Genomic DNA, 22,308 nt, shown 5'->3' with positions numbered 1-22,308 from the left:
AATATAGAGGATTATTTCCGAACACTTATCGGAAATGCATAGCGTATAGTAGTTGATATACCTATATTTTTATGTAATTATGCATATCCAAATGCAGGGAAACGATATATAGGTGTTATTATGTTATATTACAAATGTTTTTTATTTAGATAACTTCACTTTAACTATAATTATTATGTGTTACTAATAAATATGAAGTTATTTTTTATATTTTACAGATGAAGTAATTTTATTAATATAATTATTTACATCTAAAAATACTTATATAAATTATAATGGATTTCTATGTTACTATTTTGTAACTTATATACTTAAGAGCTTAATGTTTTAATAAAAGTATAAATGGTATAACTACTAAGGAAGGAGAAGATGGCACGTATAAAAGTTCAGTACAGACTAAAGTAACATTATGTCATTCCGATTATCTTAATAACCGGAATATCAGAAGAATTTTAGGATCAGTAAGTGTTACATTTGTAAAAAATAGCAATCTTATTTTTCACAAAAATTCACCAGTATGCTAGACACTACAGTCGTGTGTACTTAGGTACTAAAGTTATTGCTTTACCAAATGTAGTGAAATCACATGTGTTATCAATCTCTTGCAATGATACATGTAACAAAGGTATCTATCAGAAATCGTTCTCAATTTTATTTGCAGAATATTAAAAGTTTAAAAAACATATTTAATAGGGGGCATAGAAATGAAATTGAAAGTTTTAGCAACAACAGGACTAGCTTTAACATTAGGACTAACAAGTATAGGAACTATTGTAACACCTACTTATGCAGCAGTAGCCGAAAATCCTAATCCTGATATTGAAAATAATAAGAGTATATATGATTCTAATAACCTGTTGAAGTTTGCAACATTTAGTACTACAGGTTTCGAAAAAACTTCAGAACAGAAAACTTTGAAAGCAATTGACTATGTAATAAATGATAATAGCGCTAATCCAGATGCCTCAACAAGAAAAGCACCTACTAAGACACATTCTACAACAGATTCACTAACAATAAATGCAAGTGCTGAGATTAGTGTCGGAGCGGAAATGTCAGCATCTGCTTCAATTCCAGGAATTGCATCTGTTACTTCAAAAATTACAACAGGACTTAAAGTAAGTACAGGGGTGAACAAGTTTTCATCCGAGACTAGAACATTGTCTTATGGAGGCGATGACATCGTAGCAAAACCATATCAGACTTTACGTGTTGACTATTATCTTGAGGAATTAAAGACTTCAGGCATCATGAATACTGGTACTAAGGTAACTGAAATTGGGGACAATTTGCAAATATGGTATTTAGGAGTGCTTGATGGGCCTGATTTCATTGAGAAGTATGAGCCAGGACATTTAACTGGTGAAGCGGTCTATAATGCATTTAAACGTATGGAAGAGAAAAATAAAAACACTCCTATGACAATCGGACAAAAAAACACTGGAGAATATTGGTTAAAGATACCTAAAGGCAAGTTGTCAGATTACTTTTTCATAGATGATGTAGCAAAAACTGTATCTACAGTTGGAGCACAGGTAAAGTTTGATGGAATAGCTGGAACAGGATTAACTTGGACAACATCAGTTATTAATCCTGCAACACAACAAAAAACTCCTATTGCCGAAGGACAAGTTCAACAACCATAATGAATTGGCCACGAATTGTGGCCTTTTTTATTATGATTGTTGTATCATGAAAAAATTCAAATGCTACAGTTGCATGAAACATAGACTATTACACAAATAGTGCTTTATCTGAAGGAATATAGTCGGAAAACGATAAAAAAATAGAAATATAAAGGAGACCAGATGCAATGAGTAATATAGTGGTTACTTTACAAAATGTGCATAAAAAAATTGGATCTAATGAAATTATTCGCGGTCTTTCATTTGAAGTAAGAAAAGGCGAAGTATATGGCTTTCTCGGTCCGAATGGAAGCGGGAAAACAACGACAATTCGCATGATGACAGGACTTATTTCTCTTACAAAAGGTGACATTGCGATTTGTGGTCATAGCATTCGAACAGATAGAGAAAAAGCTCTTTCATATATTGGAGCCATTGTAGAAAACCCGGAATTATATGAATATATGACGGGCATGCAAAACTTAAAACATTTCGCTAATATGGCAATAAATCCAATCAATGCCGAGAGGATTGCTGAAATTGTAAAGCTTGTCGATTTAAAGCAGGCTATTCATAAAAAGGTAAAAACATATTCACTCGGAATGAAACAACGTCTGGGGATTGCACAGGCATTGCTTCACAAGCCGAAAATTTTAATTTTAGATGAACCGACAAACGGTTTAGACCCAGCTGGCATTCGACAACTACGTGATTATTTGCAGCACTTAGCAAAAGATGAAGATATAGCAATTATTGTATCAAGTCATTTGTTAAGTGAAGTAGAATTGATGTGCGATCGTGTTGTCATTATTCAAAATGGCCAATTCGTACAGGAGTATAATTTACGAGAAGGAAAAGAACAGGGGGAATTTGTCGTTTCATTTGAAGTCTCTCAACCTGAAATTGCTTATAAAGTAATTAAGGGAGACCAGAAAGATGGAAAAATACTCGTTAGTACAACGAAAGAACAAATTCCTGCATTAGTAAAACAACTTGTATTAGCAGATATACGAGTATATGGAGTCACTGTACAAAACACATCCCTTGAAGATGAATTTTTAGCAATAACAGGAGGTACAAAATCATTATGATAAAGTTAATTCAAAATGAATTTTTGAAGTTGCATGCGCAGAAAACGATATATATATTAATGGGTGTACTAGTTTTACTCGAAGGTGTTATAGCGATTATTTTAAAGAGTTTGTTGTCCTCTAATATCCCACCTGGAGCAAACACTCCTTTAGGTTTTGCATCATTCCTTCTACCTACAATTATTATGTTTACAACAATATTTGGGATTACAATTGCGTCACGGACGATTACAGAAGAGTTTCAAAAAGGGACGATTAAACAATTGTTAATTCGTCCGAAAAAACGCGTCTCTATTTTATTTGCAAAATATATTACTGTGCTCTTATCAATGGTAATTATCATCATTATCTCAACAGTTACAGCTTCTTTAATTGGAGAAATAATGATGAGAGGTGGGAAAACAGAGCTTACGCCATCTATTTTTACAATAAAATTACTATATATGTTGCCAGCAACATTTTTCTATGCAACACTTTCCTTTTTCCTAGCAAACGTATTTCGTAAATCTGTACTATCTTTAATTATTTCAATGTTCCTTTTCTTTATAGAAGGCCCCATCCTATATCTTATTATGTTATACGCACAAGGTATTGCTAAATATATTGTACTATTCCATTTGAATTTAAATATGTATGATAGTCGTGAAATTATAAATGAAGGCGCTACACCATTATTTTCTAATTTTACGTTAACAACATCTTCTTTATTTGTCTTAGCATCTTTTGCAGTATTGCTTATCGCATCTAGTGTAATGTTTCAAAAACGAGATGTATTATAAACGTAAAATCTCAATTCAGGTGCAGCACCAATACTATAAATCTATAAATCCCCTTATATTCACCTTAAACTAAAAAGAACTTGTAGGAATTCCTACAAGTTCTTTTTGTTTTTTCGTTTAAATAACCTACAATAAACCTTAAAAAGAAACTAAATATCTTAATTTTATTATACTAGTAATTGAATTTGAAAAATATCTGAATCCTTTGGACCTAGAACACTCATTTTATCTTTAAACGTTTACCGATATTTAACTATAAAACTTCCGTTTAAGGGGTTACCTCAAATCCTTAAATTGATGGGCTTGTGGCGGGACCATACATCATTCAATATAGAGGCTAATGTTTTTTATTAGTTCTTAATCGATTTTTCCGGAAGAAAGTTCATTAAAATGTTCGTATACTTCTTCCTTGTTAGGGCAAAATAGCTTCAATTCCTTCCAATTTCAAATTCGAGTTATCAACTGAATTCCAAGCAAAACTGCTAATCCAAATAGGAGTCTACTATTCTCCGTGTTATTCTTTATATATTTCCATCAGACCCAAATAGACTAGTATATCTCCAATAGAGACACATTAACTTAAGTTATAATATTTTTTACATAAAAAGAAATGTTGTTTTTCATGTATACCTATTAAATGAATACTTTGTATTAAATTTGGATTATGAGCGATTGGATCAGGAAAACGTATGTGTCCAGCAACATCATCTTCGATTTTAAAAAGTATTTTTTCTAAATTCTTCGTTTCATTATCTAGCTCTTTAATTAATCTTTCGAATGAAATTTTCCCCTCTATTCCTTTAGGTGGCAGCAAAATAAAAGGTGCTTTCATTGGTTTGTTGTGTTTCTCTTTATATTCAGTATATATGTCCGTACTATGCGTTTTGTAAGGTAATTTTTTTCTTGTTGTAGCAATTGGTCTAGACAGTGGTAAATATAACTTATTTAATTGTCGAAATCGCCTGACCATTAAGTATAAATGATAATATGTTTCCCCAAAAGACCACTTATCTTTATAAGGCCGCTCCCATACTTTGTTTTTAAAATGCTGTATTTCATTAGAGAATTCTTCTCTTTGTTGATAAATTTTGTTAAAGTGATTAGTCATGTAAATGCTCTGCATGATTCCCCCTATATATGTTAGTTAAAGTTTCTATAATTTGCGAATAGCACACTAAATTAATATTATATTTAGTAAAGCTTTCTTCGCTTAACAAACACCAACTATAATTTTCAATAACCCCACGTACATAATGAAATAATTCACCTTCAATTTCTGTGTAATCCTTAATAAAATAATTACTCACTAAAGGTGAATGGATATTGTTTTTAATATCAAATAAACTAATCCCTTTACATTTCACATAACTTTCTTTAAAAGTCCATGAATCCGTAAAAAAATTGATTTGTTCTCTTTGTGATAAGGTTAATAAGTGTTTTAGTTCTTCTTGAGTAAAGAAGAATTGAGCTAACTCATGATTGCACCGCTTATATTCCTCAATATCAGCCCCTACGGCAGCATTATTACTGTAAGTACACATAACCCATTCATTACAATTTGAAATACTAAAGAAGCCTTTTGATAATAGAGGTTTCCCTCGCATATTATAGGTTATACTCAACGGATATTTCATTCTTTGTTTTTTGAGCAGCACATACTGTATAAGTAAATCGCTGTACATAATATGAAGCCTTTTTTTAGGGTGTGTAGTTTTTTTTAATCTCTGTATAGCTCGTTTGGTGAGAATTCTTTTTGATATAAGATTACTTTGGTTTTTATTTATCTTACAGAAGAAAATATCCATAATTAATTCTGAAATTTTGATAATAAAATTGAGGCATTATGCCCACCAAATGCAAATGAATTATTTAAAATTTTACCACCATTATAATTAGATACCTTTTCTAAAAGAAGATTAACTTCTATATCCTCTCCCACACTATCTCTTGATACATTAATAGTGGGAATTAATTTCCCTTTCTTAATCATCATACAACATAATGCTGTTTCAATTGCTCCAGCTGCTCCTAAAGCATGTCCATGAATAGATTTAGTCGAGGATACTAAAGGATTTTGATTAAATAGCTTCTTTATAGCCTTTGATTCAGTTAAGTCATTTAGTTTGGTAGATGTACCATGAGCATTTATATACTCTATCTCATTGGAACTGCATTTAGCATCAATCAATGCATTTTCCATACATCTTGTAACACCATTAAGGTCAGGCGCCAATAATGAGGTAGCATCTGATGAGCTTCCATAACCTTCTATTTCACAATAGATATGAACCCCACGCTCCTTTGCATGATTAAGTTCTTCAAGAATAAGAAAGGCCGCCCCTTCACTCATTACAAATCCTGATCTATCTTTTGAAAAAGGGACACTAGCTTTATCTAAGAATTTAGAGTTTGTCAAGGTTCTTAACTTTCTAAAAGGTTCTATAACTTGTGGAATAACACATGCTTCTGCTCCACCGGCTAATATTATTTTTTTGCTACCATTTTGAATTTTTTTAAATGCTTCTCCTATCGCTACTGTTCCTGAAGCACAGGCAATTGAGTAAGCAAGAGACTCACCTTTTATACCTAAATCAATACTAATATTTGCTGCTATCATATTAATTAGATTTCTTGGTATTACAAGCATTGTCATTTGATCTACACCTTTCAAAGCTGCAGTTCCAAACTCATCTGCGAGGGCACGAATGCCCCCAACAGAACTTCCAACAAACACAGAAACGTTTTCATTATTTTCATCATTAATTAATAAATCTGCATCTTTAACGGCTTCTCTTGATGCAATTACCGCCATTTGAGTACAACGATCCATATACCGCTTATCCTTTGTAGTAAGTGATTCATTAAAAATGTCATCTACTTCTCCAACAAAGTTTGTATTTTTATATTTAGAAGGATTAATACCGCTTTCAAGATTAACAATACTTTCCCAGGAACTCTCTCTGGTAATACCATTTGGTGAAACAATACCTATTCCTGTTACTACGACTCTATTCATAAACTCGTCTGCCTCCATTGTCATTTTAAATGCATTTCATTTTTGATCTTATTCTTATTAAGAAGAAGGTAAATACGGCAATTATCATTCCGTTACTTGCAAATATAATATTTAGGTTATCAGTAACTTTAACAAAGTTGACAAAGTCAAACATAATTTGATCTAAAAACACTCTTACACTTATTCTTGATAGAAGGTATGATCCAATAATTGTTAGGACCGCAATAGGAAAACTAAAGGCAAAATGCATTCTCATTAGTTCTTTTAATGAATAACCTTCTAATTTTAATGTCTTAATTGACTTGATACTATTTTGATAACTGAACTCAAGAAGTGAGTAAAGTAATGCAACTTGTAGAACTATAGCAAGCCCTAAAATAAGTGTGATCTGTTTGTTTATAACTTCTAAGATATTTTTTCCGGAAGTTATTATCTCGTTCCTAGTCAACGTAGCTTCTATCCCACTATCGTTAGCATTATCATATGGTTTTGATAGAGCTACTGCAGGTACTGAATATGTTTTTTGGTTGAATATTTCTCTGTTATTGGAAACTAAATATATAGTACTCACTGTAGTAACATTGTTGACTTTATTAATTTTAAATGAGTAATCTTTTTGATTAGTTACATCTTTTAGTAGTAACTTATCTCCTGCTTTTTTCCCATATTTATCAGAGAATGCTTGAGTAATTATTACATCTCCATCTTCCAGTTTGAGATTATAATTATAATACTTAGAATCAGAACCGATTACATAAACATTTTGTGTAATACCTTCTTCATCATATAAGTTATATAGTTTAAACTCTTCACCTTTGATATCATATTGATTAGGTGGATTTAAAAACAAAATTTCTTCAAAAGTATTCTCTGATGCTAAGTCATCGACATACTTAGTTACAGAGTCTTTCAATAAAAACGAAAAATTAATCAGTAAACCTACAAAGAAAATCAGTACTATAAACAAAGCCATTTCCTTTTTATTTCTATTTATCCGCTTTAACCGATACCGGTAAGTAAAAGGAATGAAATTCATAATTTTGCTACTTCTTTTTCTTATAGAGTTAACTTTATTTTTCTTCTTTTTAAATTTTATATAAAACTGATAAACTAAAACAAAGTTAATCACTAAAACAATAGCTAACGAGAAAACTAAACATTCTGTCAATAATGTGTAATCAATTTTTAGAATTGGATAATTATATATTTGGCTATTCATTTGCATAATCGTTTCAATCAAAAATATACCTATTGTACCACCGATTAACCATGCAATTAAAATTGTTAAGCTCGTTTCAGTTATATAATGTTTAAAAAGAACCCATTTGTTAAAGCCTAGCTTATTAAATGTCGCTAGGTTATTTGATTCTTTCTTGGATACTTCAAAATGATAAACACTTAAAAGAACCCCAACTATTAGATATAGTAAGCATGTTAAAAGCAACGCTAGATCCCTTGGCGCTTTTGCATCACCTATTACTTGTTGTATCCTCGTGTTGTTTTGAGAGTTATTAATATAAGTTGGTTTCACGATTTTCGAAACCTCTTGAATATCTAGATTGCTAGTATAAGCATAATATGAAGAGAACTTATTACCGAATAGCCTTTTAAAAGTTTCTTCATTTACAAATGCTATACCAAAAACTTCAGAATTAGCTTGCAACACTAGATTACTATTTTTGGTTGTAATATAATCAGGTGATATTGCAGTTCCAACTATTTTTAATTTTTCTCCATTAAAGGTCAATTCATCATTGAGTGCTAATTTATTTGCTTTTAAATAGTTATTGTCAATTAGAATCTCTTTATCGTTTTGAATATCACGACCACTGGTCACTTGATATTTATTAATTTTTTTTCTTGACTGGAATATTCGAACTGTACTGCCACCTTCCCTCACTTCCCCATTTTTTATTTGTTCGAAGGAAATATCCTCAAATTTCTCGTCAATATCGTCATTGGTTATTAATATACCGTCCTCTACGTTATATTCGCTGTTGAATTTTTCAACCGATTGTAGAACGCTACTAGTACCAACAAAAAAGCTTATAAAGATACCAGTTGTAGCAAAAATAACAAGAAATATAACTAGAAGCTTTAATTTATAAGTATTTAATCTCCTTATTGTACGTTTTCTAAATTTTTTCTTAATATATTGATTTACCATTCTAAATTCTCCGCTAATTCAATATCTTCATTTACTACATCATTAACCTTTTTCCCATCATGGATAGTGATAGTGCGATTAGAAATTTTTATAATTTGTTCATTATGGGTGATAAGAACAATTGTAGTTTGATGACTTTTTTGTAGCTTTTGCAACACTGTTAGGACCTCCTTAGATGAATTACCATCAAGCGCTCCTGTAGGTTCATCACAAAACAGTATTTTTGCTCTTTTCACTAAAGCCCTTAATATAGCAGCTTTTTGTTGTTGACCTCCTGAACATTGATTAGGGAATAAATTAATTGCTTTACGAATATCCCACTCATCAATAAGATTTTCAATTTCCTCAGTGACATCATGTTCTAAATAGATATTCTCATGTAAAGTTAGATCATCAATTAAGTTATATTCTTGAAAAACAAAAGCAATATCATTTTTTCTAAAAACATTTACTTCTTTTTTAGTGAGATTGCCTATACTTCTTTTGTTTACCTGAATATCGCCTGAAGTAACACTCTCTAGCCCAGATAAGCATTTGAGAAGCGTAGTTTTACCCGATCCTGATTTCCCAATAATTGTACATAGTTCACCCTTATTTATGCCTAAATCAATTCCTCTTAACACTTTTAATTCATTTTGTTTATTTGCATTAAAGACTTTTATAACATTAGTAGCTTTAATCATTTGTACCTCCACTTTTATGTTTAATTGTAATAAAATACGAATAATATGTATCATCTGCTGGTGCAATTTCACTCACTTCAAATCCACATGTATCTAATAGAGGAAGGAACAGATTCCACTGCTCCGCTTGAGCAAAATCAATAAGCATATTATTTAATACAACTTCAGCTTGGAGAATACTATTACAAATATCATATTTAAAGCGAGATATAAGATTCCAATCCTTATTATGCTTAGCAATAAGCTCTTGATAAACTTCAAAATTAGGATAATACTGACAAATTATTATAGAACCATCCCTATGCAAAATTTCTTTTAGTTTCTTGAAGAGGTCTTCTTTTTCGTCTTGAGTAAGATAAAATAGCATATAACTCATATTGATCATGTCAAACTTGCTATCAAAAGAAAGATTTATAATGTCTTCATTATGTATAACAACATTTGACTTATCTTTATATTTAGTTTGTAGTTTCTCAAACACTTTTTTTTGTCTTTCTACACCAACAATTTGTTTATCATCAGACCTCAAATGAACATCAATAAAATTACCATTTCCGCACCCAATGTCTAGAATTGACTTAAATTGTTTTTGAGAAATAAAAGCTGCATAGTTCTCTTTTGTGTATATATTAAACGCTAATTCTCCAAGATCCGTGTAGAAATCTTCTGAGAAGCTAGGGGCTATTTGTTTAAAAAAGTCCAATTCATTAATCTCTTGTAAATAGGTAAGGACCTCTTTAATATATATATAATCTAGTTTCTCCATTATTTTCCCTAATGTTGTATTATGTTCTTCATTAATTACACGCTCAATGAACTTGTAATCACTTTGTATTTTATTTACAATCTCACTATAATTTTCGTCTTCAAATTCAACTAAGCTGTTTCTGCTCTTTACTGCCACAAGGTATTCTTGATTTAATGTGTATACATTCTCTTTTTGTGAAATCATACCCAACTGAATACCTAGATCCATAAATGAATGAAATATATTATGATGCATATTTCCTCTTGTCATTGCTTGAACATTATCAAAGTTTTCATATACCTTCCTTAATACAATAAACCTTATATAGTTCTTAACTTTTGAAAACAAAAGTAATTGGAACAAAGGAGTATCTCTTATCCCTACAATCTTAGATAATCGAACTAAAATATTTATACGAATGGACTTTTCTGGTAACTTATAACGTTTGTTTGGAGAATATGATTGATACTTGCTCACTAACAAACTGTATTTCATTTAATAACCTCCTCTTCTTTTAAAATTAAATGATAGGAAGCAAAAAGCTCCCTATCTATATAAATTTCCACGTAATTTATAAAGGTATTAACACGGACTCATTATAAGTAGATAAACTTTGAATGTTTTCTTTAATTACTTTTAAAGTCATATCCAGGTCTTCTCTTGAATGGGCAGCTGAGATAAAAAATCTTATTCTAGCTTCACTCTCTTTTACTGCAGGGTAAATTATCGGCATCGCATTTATTCCATTTTCAAATAATATTTCCGAGAATTTAAGAGCTTCATCAGAATTTCCAATGATTAAAGGTACTACTGGCGTGTCATAACTTTTACCTGTATCAACTCCTAGTTTCTTTAATTCATTTAAGAAATAAGTATGGTTTTCTATTAATCTTATAAATAAACTTTCTTCACTTTCACAGAGTGTTAACGACGCTAATGCCGCAGCTGCATTAGCTGGTGTCATTCCTACACTGAAAATAAATCCAGGTGAATTGAATCTTAAATATTTTATAAAGGATTTGCTACCAGCAATATATCCCCCACAACTATTAAGGGATTTACTTAATGTTCCCATTAAAATATCTACTGATTTAGGGTTAACATCATAATAACTTGTTACACCTCTACCATTCTTACCAATAGTACCGATTGAATGCGCTTCATCCACCATGAGAATAGCATTATACTTTTCTTTTATTCTAATTAGTTCTGGTAATTTACAGATATCTCCATCCATGCTGTAAACACCTTCTACCACGATTAAAACCCTGCGGAATTTCGACCTTAGCTTTTTTAGCTCATCTTCTAGATGATCCATATCATTATGTTTAAACGGCTTTCGCTTGGCATTAGAAAGAATTGCACCTTGTATAATACTATTATGAGCCAATGCATCATGTAGAATTAAATCTTCTTGATTGACAATATTCCCTATGGTATTAACGTTAGTACTATGTCCTCCCACCTGAATTAGAGCATCTTCTGCACCTAAGAATTCAGCAATTTTTCTTTCAAGCTTTTGATGGATTTCAATTTCTCCGCTAAGTAATCTACTACCAGAAACACTCGTTCCATAACGATTTATCGCTTCAATTACGGCCTGGTTAATTATATTTGAACCATTAATACCGAGGTAATTATAAGTGGAATAATTTATCTTCTCTTCTCCATCAATAATAATTCTATTTGATGCTATTCCATGGTTTTTTCTAAAATAAGGAATGTATTCTCTGCTTTTAAGATATTTATGAAACTCTTTAACTTCAGTGAAATCATCCAGCAATGAAGCTGTATCTTGTTTCATTTCTATTCCTATTTCTTTATATACTAAAGATAAAATATCGTCTACAGTTGTATCCTCTTGTTGAAAAACTTCTTCCAAGTCGACTTCTTTCATCTCAGGAAAGTCATGTACTACTAATCTATGAAAATCCATAATCATCATTGAATCAAGACCAAGATTATTAACTAACGAATCAGTTACAGCAATGTCACTTTGATCATAACCTGTTATTTCAGCCAAATGGCTAATGATTTTATCGTATACTTTATTCATGGTAAACCCCCATTATTCTTTTATGTTGTAGCGAAATGATTTATTAAGAAGTTAGCAGCATTTACTGGACCATCAATATTTTCTAAAAGCTCCTGCATTTTTTCTGCCCTATTGTGCATCTCTTTATTTGTTAAAGAAAATTCTATTAGTTCACCAAGCTTTTTAGTTGTTATATCTTTTCGTTTAAGAGCTAATGCATTACCAAAGAGAACACATTCATTTATATTGACTTTTTGTTCTGCTTGCAATCCAAGCCCAAGGAATGGTTTTCCCGACAAACAAGCTGTTTGAACTGTACCTTCCCCGCCATGAATAATAGATAAATCTATTATGTTTCCCAATTTATGAGCAGGGAGCAAATCACAAAGGATTATATTCTTATTACTAGAAAAAACATTTCCACTAGGCCCAAGTATTTCCTTCATAGGGCATATAACTATTACAGGTAGCTTCTTTAAAACATGTAAGATTTTCATGACAATTTCTTTACTTCCAGAGCTCCCCATTGCAAAGTAAATAACTGGTTCATTAGTGGGAAGACTATCTACAAATGAAGGTATGGATGTATCCAGTTTTGCATAAACCGGGCCAATATATTTATAGTTAGCAGGAAGATCTTCCACACCACTAATTTCAGGAATGGTTGTAATTAAATTATAATCGGCATCTAGTGCATCTATGGTGTATTTTGGAAGTTCTACTCCTTCTTCTTTTGCCAATTTAGAGAAAGATTTTGGTTTATAAGTAATACCTAAAGCAACCTTTTTATAAAGATTCATAGTAAACTTTTTAGGTAAGAAAAGCTTATTAATTATAGAAGGTAATTCTAGGTGCCCTTTTAATAAAAAAGTTCTTGTATATGCTAGTGGTTTAATATATACAAGTGGTATTTGACAAGCTCTCGCCGAAATAAACATACTTAATGTGGTTCCGATAATGACAACCGCCGGACAGTAAGTATTTATAATTCTTTTCTCATTTTCAATTCGTTTCTTGAGATGTTCGTATGTAAAGGGATGTTTTATGCCCTTCATCTGATCGACTTTCATAAGTTGATTGATATCGTCTTCACTTAAAGCTGGTTCAAGGTGGATAAATTCAAAGTTAGCTTTTTCAATAAGATACGCATATTTTCTAGAGTAGCCTATAAATATGCAATGAAAGTATTCGGAACATTTCTTTGCTACTTCTATTGATCTGGTAGTTTCGGCCAAGTTAAAAGTTTCTGGTGCAAAAATAATATTTTTTTTAATTATTCTCATCCCCCTTGATCACATTAACAATATATATTTATAAACGTATGAAAAATACAGTCGATATGAAAGTTTTTACTTTTATTCTATTTTCATCTAGATAATCGTTAGTATGTTTTTTTCAGGCATATAGGTACCATAGCCTTAACTCTTATTTTTGGTTTTATTTGTTTGTATCGTTCTTTTGAACTGTATTTACTACACTTCTACAAGCTAAATTAGCGGATTATCTATTATTTCATAAAAGCAAAACTAACGATGATAACAGCAGCCATAATACCTAAAATGACACCTAGAACCATCTTTTGTTTGAAAATTCGCTTCACTATAAGCCTTTTAAATTATTCCTCCTAGTATTCGTTTAACCAACAGTTAGATAGATAACTAACAATGTGTTGTTGATAATAAACTCATGTTGTTTATAATGGAATTATATCGTTTTTTCCATAAAATTCAATTTACAGTTAAGGCATAAATGTTAGATAAAAAACAAAAAGATGAAATCTGTTGTCTATAATGACAATAACAAACGGGGAGGTATAAAGTGTTGAGAAAAGCGGATTTACGGATTATACGAACCAAAAAATTTATATATGATGCTTTTATCAAACTGATAGCAGAAAAGGGATACGATGCTATTACTATTCAAGATATCGCAGATGAGGCACTCATCAATCGGGCTACATTTTACTCGCATTACAGGGATAAACAAGATTTGTTAACAAAGATTAGTGAGGATGTACTAGAGGAATTAGCAAGTAAGATGGTCCTATATGCCCATGTGCAGGGAAATCAAATAGATTTTTCGAAACTCGAGGAAGTTTTACAATCGTTATTTGAGTGTATGGTAAAACATGCAGACTTTTATAAAACCATGTTTGGGCCTCATGGCATTCATGATTTTAATCTACAAATGCAGCAGACTATCATGAACAACCTTGAACGAAATTACATTGAGCTTAAAATTGGAGAACATGACTCAGATATTCCAAAGGATATGGTATTACGTTTCTTCACTTCCTGTGTTGTCGGGATGGCAATTTGGTGGCTTCAAAATGACATGAAATATTCACCGAAATATACCGCACAACAGCTAGTGAAGCTTATGACTAAAGGACCCTTTTGTGCAGTAGGTTTTACTTTTTTTAATGAGCGCTAGAAAGAGCAACTGTACTGGGCATTGCAAAGGGCTCTGGTGTAAAAATAGAATAAAAGATACTAAAGCGCATGAATTTCTAATGGAATCGTACCTTATGCTGTAAGTCCAAACAATTGATGGATGAATTCTTTCTCGTTTTGGACACGCTGGTCCCGTAAATCAACCTATTCTTTTTTATCATATGCATAGCTTCTACTCCAAAAAGAATAGATGTAACTGTGTCAAAACATTGGAATCCTAGCATAGATCGAATTCGCTTCTTTATAAAGAAATTATCTTGTTCTACTATGTTATTCAGGTACTTTTGTTGTCTAAGTCGCATACCACCAGGTATGCTTTTTTCAATTGTTCAATTGCTATAAGATAAGCCGGATTTTTATCGACTGTCATAACACGGGGGTTTGAAACATGAAAAGAAGCAAGACCTTCTTGAAAAAACATTTTGCAATCTTCAGGTCTCTTGTTTTGCTCAGGTAAAATCGATTGTATTTCCTTTCGAATCAACAGCACGATACAGGTACATCCATTGACCTTTTATTTTCATAAATGTTTCATCTTCCCTTCAGGAGTCACTTGTTTGTTTAAGGTGACGTCAAATTCAGGACCGTACTGATGAACCCAACGCATAATCGTTGTATGAGAAAGATAAACCCCGTTCCTCCATCATTTCCACTACATCGCGAAAACTGAGGTTGTACCGTAGGTACCATCTTATCTTTAACAAAACAATTAAGCTGATAATGCTTCCATTTGAATACATTTTCTTTTTCCATACCAATTACGCCCGACTTTAGACTAGTAGTATCAGTATGTCCAAAGTTTGTAGATTTATTGTAATTGTCCTAAATCTTTTGCACCATTGTCCTTTTCCTCCATGCAAGTAAGGAAAGAATTCATAGTTTTTTGACATGTCGCAAGTCAAACCAACTAGATCCAATATTCTTCTCGATACTTTTATGATAATAAAAGAGGGATTTGCATTAAAGAATATTTTATGCTATTTATAAATAATTGTAATTTTAAAACCTTGGTACATATAAAGTATATTAAAGTAGGTATATATCAAAGGATTAATTTTTTTATTTCACCAAGTAAAGTAATATTTTATCGGAATATTCTTACCTTTATCAGAGTTGGATGGTTTATAATGCAAATTAGGTGCTGCAGCTACCTAGATATTTATAAAGATGGAGGTTATATAAATGTCTTCAAAAAATGAACTGAATTTTAAGCTATTATTCGAATCACAGTTATCTTCTCCTGTATTTAAACAGGAAGCATATGATATCTATAAAGAATTGCGCGAATGTCACCCTGTTTATCCTTTATCTTCAGGAGAAAATAGTCAAAGTTGGTTGATTACAAGATATGAGGACGCAATTTCTTTATTGAAAGATGCTAAACTGATGAAAAATATTGAAAACGTATTCAATAACGAAGAAGACGTGGACGTCCCTATTTCCTTAGAGAATAGGGATCTTTTAAGAAATCATATGCTCAACTCAGATCCTCCTGATCACAATCGTCTACGATCACTTGCTCAAAAGGCATTTACCCCTAAGATGATCATACAACTTGAAGGCCAAATTCAATATATTGCTGATACTTTATTAAATAAAATAGAACATAATAATTCTATAAACCTTGTAAGTGATTATGCTTTCCCTTTACCTATTATGGTAATTAGTGAAATGTTGGGTGTTCCGCTTGAAGATCAGCATAAATTTAGAGTTTGGTCACAGGCAATTATTAGTACCCCACATACGTTAGAGGACATGCAGAAAAACAATCAAAAATTAGGAGAATTTGCTGAATATATACAGCATTTAGTTAATAAAAAGAGAGAACAACCTGCTGACGATTTAATTAGTGCACTAATAAAGGCTGAAAGTGAAGGAACGAAATTAAATGCATCTGAATTATATTCGACAATTACGTTACTTATTGTTGCTGGACATGAAACAACAGTAAATTTAATTACAAATATGACCTTGGCTTTGCTGGAGCACCCAGTTCAGTTACAAAAACTTCGTCAAAATCCCGATTTAATTGATTCAGCAATTGAAGAGGCATTACGGTTTTATAGCCCTGTTGAACTAACGACTTTACGTTGGACAGCAGAACCATTTACAATGCATGGACAAGATATACAATCAAAAGATAGAATTATTATATCCGTAGCATCTTCTAATCGTGATGAAAAGATCTTTCCAGATGCTGATGTATTTGATATTACAAGAAAAAACAATCGTCATATTGCATTTGGTCATGGGAGTCATTTTTGTCTTGGTGCACCACTCGCTCGTTTAGAAGCAAAAATTGCAATTTCTACACTGTTACACCGTTTGCCAGATATACAGATACAAGGTAAAAGAGAGCGAATAAAATGGCAAGAAAACTACCTGATGAGATCATTAGAAGAATTGCCTCTAAAGTTTTAAATCCTTTAGTTATTAATAAAGATTTTAGAGAATAGTATCCTGTCCTTTAGGCAGACAGTAACAAAGAATTCTCTCGTATGATGAATTCAGCACTACTGTTTTATTTAAAGGTAACAAATGATTACAAATAAAGTTTCATCATTTACTTATCGAAAATTAGATGTTTTAATTTTGGATGTAAGGTCCTTACATTCTATAAGATGCAAAAGAATAAAATTTCAGTTTTTTGCATCTATAATTTAAGCATAGTAAATATTTAATAAGTATGTATGTGTTGTAGATTTTTCGATAAGTGAAAAAACAAAATGTCCCATCTGTGGTATTATCTCAAACCAAACAAGTAAAACCCCTTCAATATACAATTAAATTTTATAAATTATAATAATATTGTAGGTTGAAGAAATAAAAAGCTAAAATGAATGGATTCACAACCTAGTTTTTATGTGGTTTGAAATTCATGGGATATAGTGATACCAAAAGAATATTTGGAAAGCACTATGAAAGAACCTTTATTTAAGTTCCTGTTATGGAAATATTAGGGTGATTTCTTAAAACTTGTCACGCTTAACGTTTAAATAATCCTGAAGCGCAAAAATATTACCAAAAACAGGTGCTGAAAATAGTATTTCAAATCTAGATTTTTCGAAGTAAAATGTGGTCTAAAAAGAGCTTTTTGTTAAAAGAAATTTGAATTCAAGGTGATAAACTTTAGGATGCTGAAAAAAGTGACACCAGGTGAATCGCATGAATTTCTGCAAAAACATAAGGTATGAGATGCAGTTTAAAGTTAAAACAGATATGACAATTTATATCCAATATCTTTGGCTCAGAGAGTGGGTATAAATTGGTTAGTTTTAGTGTTAAAGGTGTATTGGAAAGTGAAATAAGTTAGGGATTTTACAATAAATTTGGACAAATATCTCTTGAAGCGAAGAATAAACAGTATCTCAAAAATGTAATCTCGCTAATGATTCTGATCCCAAATATTCGTAGCAGTGTTATATCAAGTAAATATACCCTAGAACCTACTCTGATGGCTAAAAAATCTGTAAACAAACAGCGAATTTTAATTTATATCAATTCTGGAGAGTTGAAGATTCGGGATACAGCCACTACAACATCCTTTGCTTCTACAGGCTCACTTAAACAGGTAATATAAATTTAATTCATTCAGATATGTAAAACAATACAAAATGTAGACCCCCCTAATCTTTTAAAGCATTTATATAAAAAACCAGTAATATCAGTACTTGTACATGATATTACTGGTTTTTTGAGTTTAACATTTTGTAAGTTTTTTAAAACTCATTTTAAAAATATAGTTACACCTATCAAAAAGTTTACAATAGAAAATAAGAAAAGGGTTCTTTAATGAACCCTTTTCCTAATCCTATCTCATTATACTGGCATATTTGGTAAAAATTTTGCTATTAATACAATAATTGCAGCTAAAAATACGGCTTTAATAATAAATAAAACAATAATTGGAATAGTAGCCGTTACTTTACTCAGCCCAGCTGTAATTTGTAACCCTAACCAAATTAAAACTAAATTCCATACATAAAACACTTCAATTGTATTGCCAATTCCATATGCTAATGTACCTTCAGTAAACAATGAACCTAAACTAGTATATCGAGTTGCTCCGCTACCCAAAATTAAATTTAAAATAGTATTAATAAGTTCACCAATGATAAGAACAAAGTTTGTATATATAATAATAGTCAATAATGTTTTATAAGACGTATCGTTTCCAAAAAGCATCATAAACACTTTATAAATAACTGCTACAAATAACGCACTAACCATTGCTCCAGCGAAACTGGATCCAATACCAGAAATTATTTCTGATGTCATTGAACTCTTTCCGGCAAGTTCACCTAATTCTTTCTGCATTTTTATCACTTCAGGTGAGTTGTTCACAACATATGTTGTGAAACCTCCTACAAGTCCTTGTAATAATGCAACGAAGAAGAATATCCCCCACACCTTCTCACTCTTCTTCATTCTCTCAAACTGCAAACCAGGAGATGTAATCATTCCGAATAATGACGGTTTTTTCGTACCAACCTCTTGCGTATTAATATTTGCTTCCACTATAATGCCTCCCTCTATTTATATAACCCATTCTAGTGGGCGATACCCATCCTCCTGCCCACTAGAATGGAAATGTGTAGTAGAGAGAAACCTCTCCACTACGCTAGTAAATTACTCATAACGTAATGCTTCAATTGGATCTAATTTTGCAGCTTTATTCGCTGGAATTAATCCAAAAATAATACCAAGTGTCATTGAGAATAATACACCTCCAACAACGACTTCCCATGAAACAAGTGGTGGCCATTTCGCAAATGTTGAAACGATATATGCACCGCCATAACCCAGACCAATACCAATTAAACCACCTAAAAGCGTTAACATAACCGCTTCAATTAAAAACTGTAATAAAATTTTCCCCCTGGTTGCTCCAAGTGCTTTACGTACACCAATTTCACGCGTACGCTCTGTTACAGATACAAGCATGATGTTCATAACACCAATACCACCAACAACTAATGAAATACCAGCAATACCACCAATAATCATCGTCATAATATTTGTCATTTTTGAAATACCTTCTTGAATTTCTTTTAAATTCATCACTTCGTATTTACCAGTTGCATCACTTGGTTTACGACTGTTTAAGACATCCGCAGCTTTTTTGCCTGCTTGCTCTAAATTATCTACATTTTTTGCTTGAACAGAAATATTTTGAATTTCATCTTTTCCATACAGTGTTGGCCATAATGAAATTGGAATGAGTGCTTCTGATGATCCCATTCCCATAAACTCATTATCTGATTGATAGACACCAATAATTTGCATCGGTTGACCTTTCATTTCAATGATTTTGCCAATTGGATTCACATCTTTAAATACCTTCTCTTCCATTTGCTTATTAATCATGACAACGTTATTACCTTGATCCACATCTGATTCTTGCAGCGAACGTCCTTTGAGTACTTTCACTTTATTCACCGTGAAGTATTCATTGTCTAATCCGGTAATATTCACCATCTCTTTTTTATCTTCAATATCAAGAGACTCCATACCTGAATTTGTTGTTACGATATGTGCAATCTCTGGGATCTTCTTGAGTTCAAAAATATCTTCTTCTGTTATTTTTGGTGCTTCAGGCATCTCCATACCAAAAGGATCATTTATATCAGGACTATAATGAATAGGAACTGTTTGATTCCCTGATCCAACAAATTGTGATTTTAAGGCAGCTTCTCCGCCTTGGCCAATCGCTACTACAGTAATAATTGAACCTACACCGATAATAATACCGAGCATCGTAAGAGCTGAGCGCAGTTTATGAGCTAATATAGAAGATAGGGCAATTTTCATACTATCTAGTAAACTCATACTGCACACCTTCTATCTTCTGTAATTTTCCCATCTCGCAGTATAATGCGACGAGAAGAATAAGCTGCTACTTCTTCTTCATGCGTAACCATAACGATTGTTGTTCCTTCTGCGTTTAACTTCGTGAAAATATCCATAACTTGTTCACCAGACTTCGTATCAAGCGCACCTGTCGGTTCATCAGCCATAATGAACGTTGGATTATTCGCAATTGCTCTCGCAATCGCCACACGTTGTTTTTGTCCACCTGATAATTCATTCGGTAAATGATGAACTCTATCTGCTAACCCTACTTTAACAAGTGCCTCAAGCGCACGCTTGCGACGCTCCGCTTTTTTCACACCACCGTAAACGAGCGGAAGTTCAACATTTTCCACTGCGGAAAGACGTGGTAATAAATTAAAGTGCTGAAATACAAAGCCAATATATTCATTACGAATTAGAGCAAGCTTTGACTCGTCTGCTGTTAAGATATTCACATCATTCAGCATATATTCGCCTTCTGTTGGACGATCTAAACAACCAATAATATTCATAAGCGTTGATTTACCAGAACCAGACGGTCCCATAATGGAAACGAACTCACCGCCTTGAATCGTTAAACTAATACCGTGCAAAATCGGCACTGCCAATTTTCCTTGATAATACGTTTTAGCAATATTATTTAACGTAATCATTTCTCTTTCACTTCCATTCCGTCATACACATCGTCGGAAGGATTTTTAACCACCTTTTGCCCCACTGTTACGCCTTCTACAACCTCTGTCCAGTCTCCATCAGTAGAACCTTTTTTCACATTTTGTTTACGAAGCTTTCCTTTATCCTCAACATAAACAAATGCATCATCGCCTTTTTCTACAATGCTCTTAGTCGGAACAGCAACCATCGTCTTATTCTCTAAATTTACTTGCAGTGAAACGTGATAACCTGGAGATAAACCATCTTGACTATCAAGACTTGCTTTATATGTATATTGAGACATATTTTGAGTCGCTTCACCCATACCACCAGTTTGAGCCATCTCTGCACTTGTTGGGAATTCGCTTACCTCTGTAATCTTACCTGTCCACTTCTTCTTATTATTTGCTTTCGCAGTTACAGTGAATGTTTGATCTGGTTGAATTTGTGACTTCTGAAGCTCAGTTAACGTCCCTTGAACTTGAAACGGATCTTTAGAGGCCACTTGTAAGAAGGCTTTCCCTTGACCACCTAAAGCTTGAGATGAACCTTGCGCCGCATCTTTATCTAACTTTTGAACAACGCCCGCAAAATTACTATAAATCGTAAGCTCTTTCTGCTTTTTACTTAACTCTTCTTTCTGCAACTTCCCTTTTTCTTTCTCAAGATCAGTTGTCTTTTGCGCTATCTCTAACTCACTTACTTGCTCTTCCATCGGATCTGTTACTTCTTTCCCAGCTCCGCTATCTTTCGCTTTCTTAATTTCTTTCTTCAACGAATCAATTTTCTTCTTCCCTTGATCATAGCGCATATCTGCCATCTTCTGATCAAGCTCAGCTTGCTTCATTTGCAAATTAATTTCTTCATTATCATAAGAGAATAACTTCGTGCCTTTTTCTACCTCTTGCCCTTCTTTTACCGCAATATCTTTCACTTTTCCTTTAGTCGGATCCGCATAGAAACTTTCAATATTCCCAGGCTTCACCTGACCAGAAATTAACTTCGTATTATTCAGCTTACGCTCTGTCACCTTCTCAAAACTTACAGCATCTGTTTTCGCTGTTCCTTTCTTCTTACCTTGCATTACAAAAATATTAATAACTGCAACGATAACTATTAAAGCAATAACCCCGATGATGATCCATTTCTTTTTCTTATTTGATGTACATACTGTATTGGGTAACATAATGTATCTCCTTTCATG

The 22,308-nt window shown here is 32.3% G+C and carries 17 protein-coding genes and 1 pseudogene; 5 read left to right on the top strand and 13 right to left on the bottom strand.

The annotated features are described in order from the left end of the window. The first annotated feature begins 704 nt into the window (after nt 1–704). The 3 genes from DN390_RS00185 (at nt 705) to DN390_RS00175 (ending at nt 3,495) form a co-directional block, all read left to right on the top strand. Nucleotides 705–1,646, top strand: coding sequence for a hypothetical protein (locus DN390_RS00185; RefSeq protein ID WP_147806334.1), 942 nt, complete (start codon nt 705–707; stop codon nt 1,644–1,646). A 167-nt stretch (nt 1,647–1,813) separates the two neighbouring features. Further along, on the top strand, nt 1,814–2,716 hold the full coding sequence (locus DN390_RS00180; protein WP_147806333.1) for an ABC transporter ATP-binding protein: 903 nt from the start codon (nt 1,814–1,816) through the stop codon (nt 2,714–2,716). Further along, nucleotides 2,713–3,495 (top strand): ABC transporter permease, encoded by a 783-nt coding sequence (locus DN390_RS00175; RefSeq protein ID WP_147806332.1) that lies wholly within the window; start codon nt 2,713–2,715, stop codon nt 3,493–3,495. The genes DN390_RS00180 and DN390_RS00175 overlap by 4 nt, the downstream gene beginning before the upstream one ends. A 574-nt stretch (nt 3,496–4,069) precedes the next feature. On the opposite strand, the gene DN390_RS00170 is transcribed toward DN390_RS00175, so the two are convergent. From DN390_RS00170 to DN390_RS00135, 8 genes are all read right to left on the bottom strand, one after another. Beyond that, entirely contained in the window at nt 4,070–4,603 is a 534-nt protein-coding gene (locus DN390_RS00170; protein WP_147806331.1) for a DinB family protein, read from the bottom strand. Beyond that, nucleotides 4,596–5,177, bottom strand: coding sequence for a 4'-phosphopantetheinyl transferase family protein (locus DN390_RS00165; protein ID WP_255443875.1), 582 nt, complete (start codon nt 5,175–5,177; stop codon nt 4,596–4,598). Before DN390_RS00165 ends, DN390_RS00170 begins: the two co-directional genes overlap by 8 nt. A gap of 125 nt (nt 5,178–5,302) precedes the next feature. Continuing rightward, nucleotides 5,303–6,511, bottom strand: coding sequence for a beta-ketoacyl-[acyl-carrier-protein] synthase family protein (locus DN390_RS00160; RefSeq protein ID WP_147806329.1), 1,209 nt, complete (start codon nt 6,509–6,511; stop codon nt 5,303–5,305). A gap of 25 nt (nt 6,512–6,536) precedes the next feature. Continuing rightward, nucleotides 6,537–8,678 (bottom strand): ABC transporter permease, encoded by a 2,142-nt coding sequence (locus tag DN390_RS00155; protein WP_147806328.1) that lies wholly within the window; start codon nt 8,676–8,678, stop codon nt 6,537–6,539. Next, on the bottom strand, nt 8,672–9,361 hold the full coding sequence (locus DN390_RS00150) for an ABC transporter ATP-binding protein (RefSeq protein WP_147806327.1): 690 nt from the start codon (nt 9,359–9,361) through the stop codon (nt 8,672–8,674). The genes DN390_RS00155 and DN390_RS00150 overlap by 7 nt, the downstream gene beginning before the upstream one ends. Beyond that, nucleotides 9,354–10,604 (bottom strand): class I SAM-dependent methyltransferase, encoded by a 1,251-nt coding sequence (locus DN390_RS00145; RefSeq protein WP_147806326.1) that lies wholly within the window; start codon nt 10,602–10,604, stop codon nt 9,354–9,356. The genes DN390_RS00150 and DN390_RS00145 overlap by 8 nt, the downstream gene beginning before the upstream one ends. A 76-nt stretch (nt 10,605–10,680) precedes the next feature. Beyond that, complete coding sequence (locus tag DN390_RS00140) at nt 10,681–12,165, bottom strand: aminotransferase class I/II-fold pyridoxal phosphate-dependent enzyme (RefSeq protein ID WP_147806325.1); 1,485 nt, start codon at nt 12,163–12,165, stop codon at nt 10,681–10,683. A gap of 20 nt (nt 12,166–12,185) precedes the next feature. Then, on the bottom strand, nt 12,186–13,427 hold the full coding sequence (locus DN390_RS00135; RefSeq protein ID WP_147806324.1) for a glycosyltransferase: 1,242 nt from the start codon (nt 13,425–13,427) through the stop codon (nt 12,186–12,188). A 535-nt stretch (nt 13,428–13,962) separates the two neighbouring features. Here DN390_RS00135 and DN390_RS00130 point away from each other — a divergent pair. Next, on the top strand, nt 13,963–14,577 hold the full coding sequence (locus DN390_RS00130; RefSeq protein ID WP_147806323.1) for a TetR/AcrR family transcriptional regulator: 615 nt from the start codon (nt 13,963–13,965) through the stop codon (nt 14,575–14,577). A gap of 92 nt (nt 14,578–14,669) precedes the next feature. Here the strand turns inward: DN390_RS00130 and DN390_RS00125 are convergent. After that, a pseudogene (locus DN390_RS00125) lies at nt 14,670–15,350 on the bottom strand (IS6 family transposase). A gap of 429 nt (nt 15,351–15,779) precedes the next feature. Between DN390_RS00125 and DN390_RS00120 the strand changes: the two are divergent. Further along, nucleotides 15,780–17,018: a cytochrome P450 family protein gene (locus DN390_RS00120; protein WP_147806322.1), complete on the top strand. Its 1,239-nt coding sequence runs from the start codon at nt 15,780–15,782 to the stop codon at nt 17,016–17,018. Nucleotides 17,019–18,416: 1,398 nt separating this feature from the next. Here the strand turns inward: DN390_RS00120 and yknW are convergent. The 4 genes from yknW to DN390_RS00100 form a co-directional block, all read right to left on the bottom strand. Beyond that, complete coding sequence (yknW, locus tag DN390_RS00115) at nt 18,417–19,115, bottom strand: YknW family membrane protein (RefSeq protein WP_147806321.1); 699 nt, start codon at nt 19,113–19,115, stop codon at nt 18,417–18,419. Between the two features lie 111 nt (nt 19,116–19,226). Then, nucleotides 19,227–20,426 carry an ABC transporter permease gene (locus DN390_RS00110; RefSeq protein ID WP_147806320.1) on the bottom strand — a complete coding sequence of 400 codons (1,200 nt, stop codon included), beginning with the start codon at nt 20,424–20,426 and terminating at the stop codon, nt 19,227–19,229. Further along, nucleotides 20,423–21,103: an ABC transporter ATP-binding protein gene (locus DN390_RS00105; protein WP_147806319.1), complete on the bottom strand. Its 681-nt coding sequence runs from the start codon at nt 21,101–21,103 to the stop codon at nt 20,423–20,425. The genes DN390_RS00110 and DN390_RS00105 overlap by 4 nt, the downstream gene beginning before the upstream one ends. Further along, nucleotides 21,100–22,290, bottom strand: a complete 1,191-nt coding sequence (locus DN390_RS00100; RefSeq protein WP_147806318.1) for an efflux RND transporter periplasmic adaptor subunit — start codon at nt 22,288–22,290, stop codon at nt 21,100–21,102. Before DN390_RS00100 ends, DN390_RS00105 begins: the two co-directional genes overlap by 4 nt. Nucleotides 22,291–22,308 lie beyond the last annotated feature (18 nt).

This window comes from Bacillus sp. SH7-1 (assembly GCF_008042405.1).
In the GTDB taxonomy this organism is placed as follows: domain Bacteria; phylum Bacillota; class Bacilli; order Bacillales; family Bacillaceae_G; genus Bacillus_A; species Bacillus_A thuringiensis_N.
The sequence above is the reverse complement of the archived record's forward strand: the minus strand, read 5'-3'. Positions and strand labels throughout refer to the sequence as shown.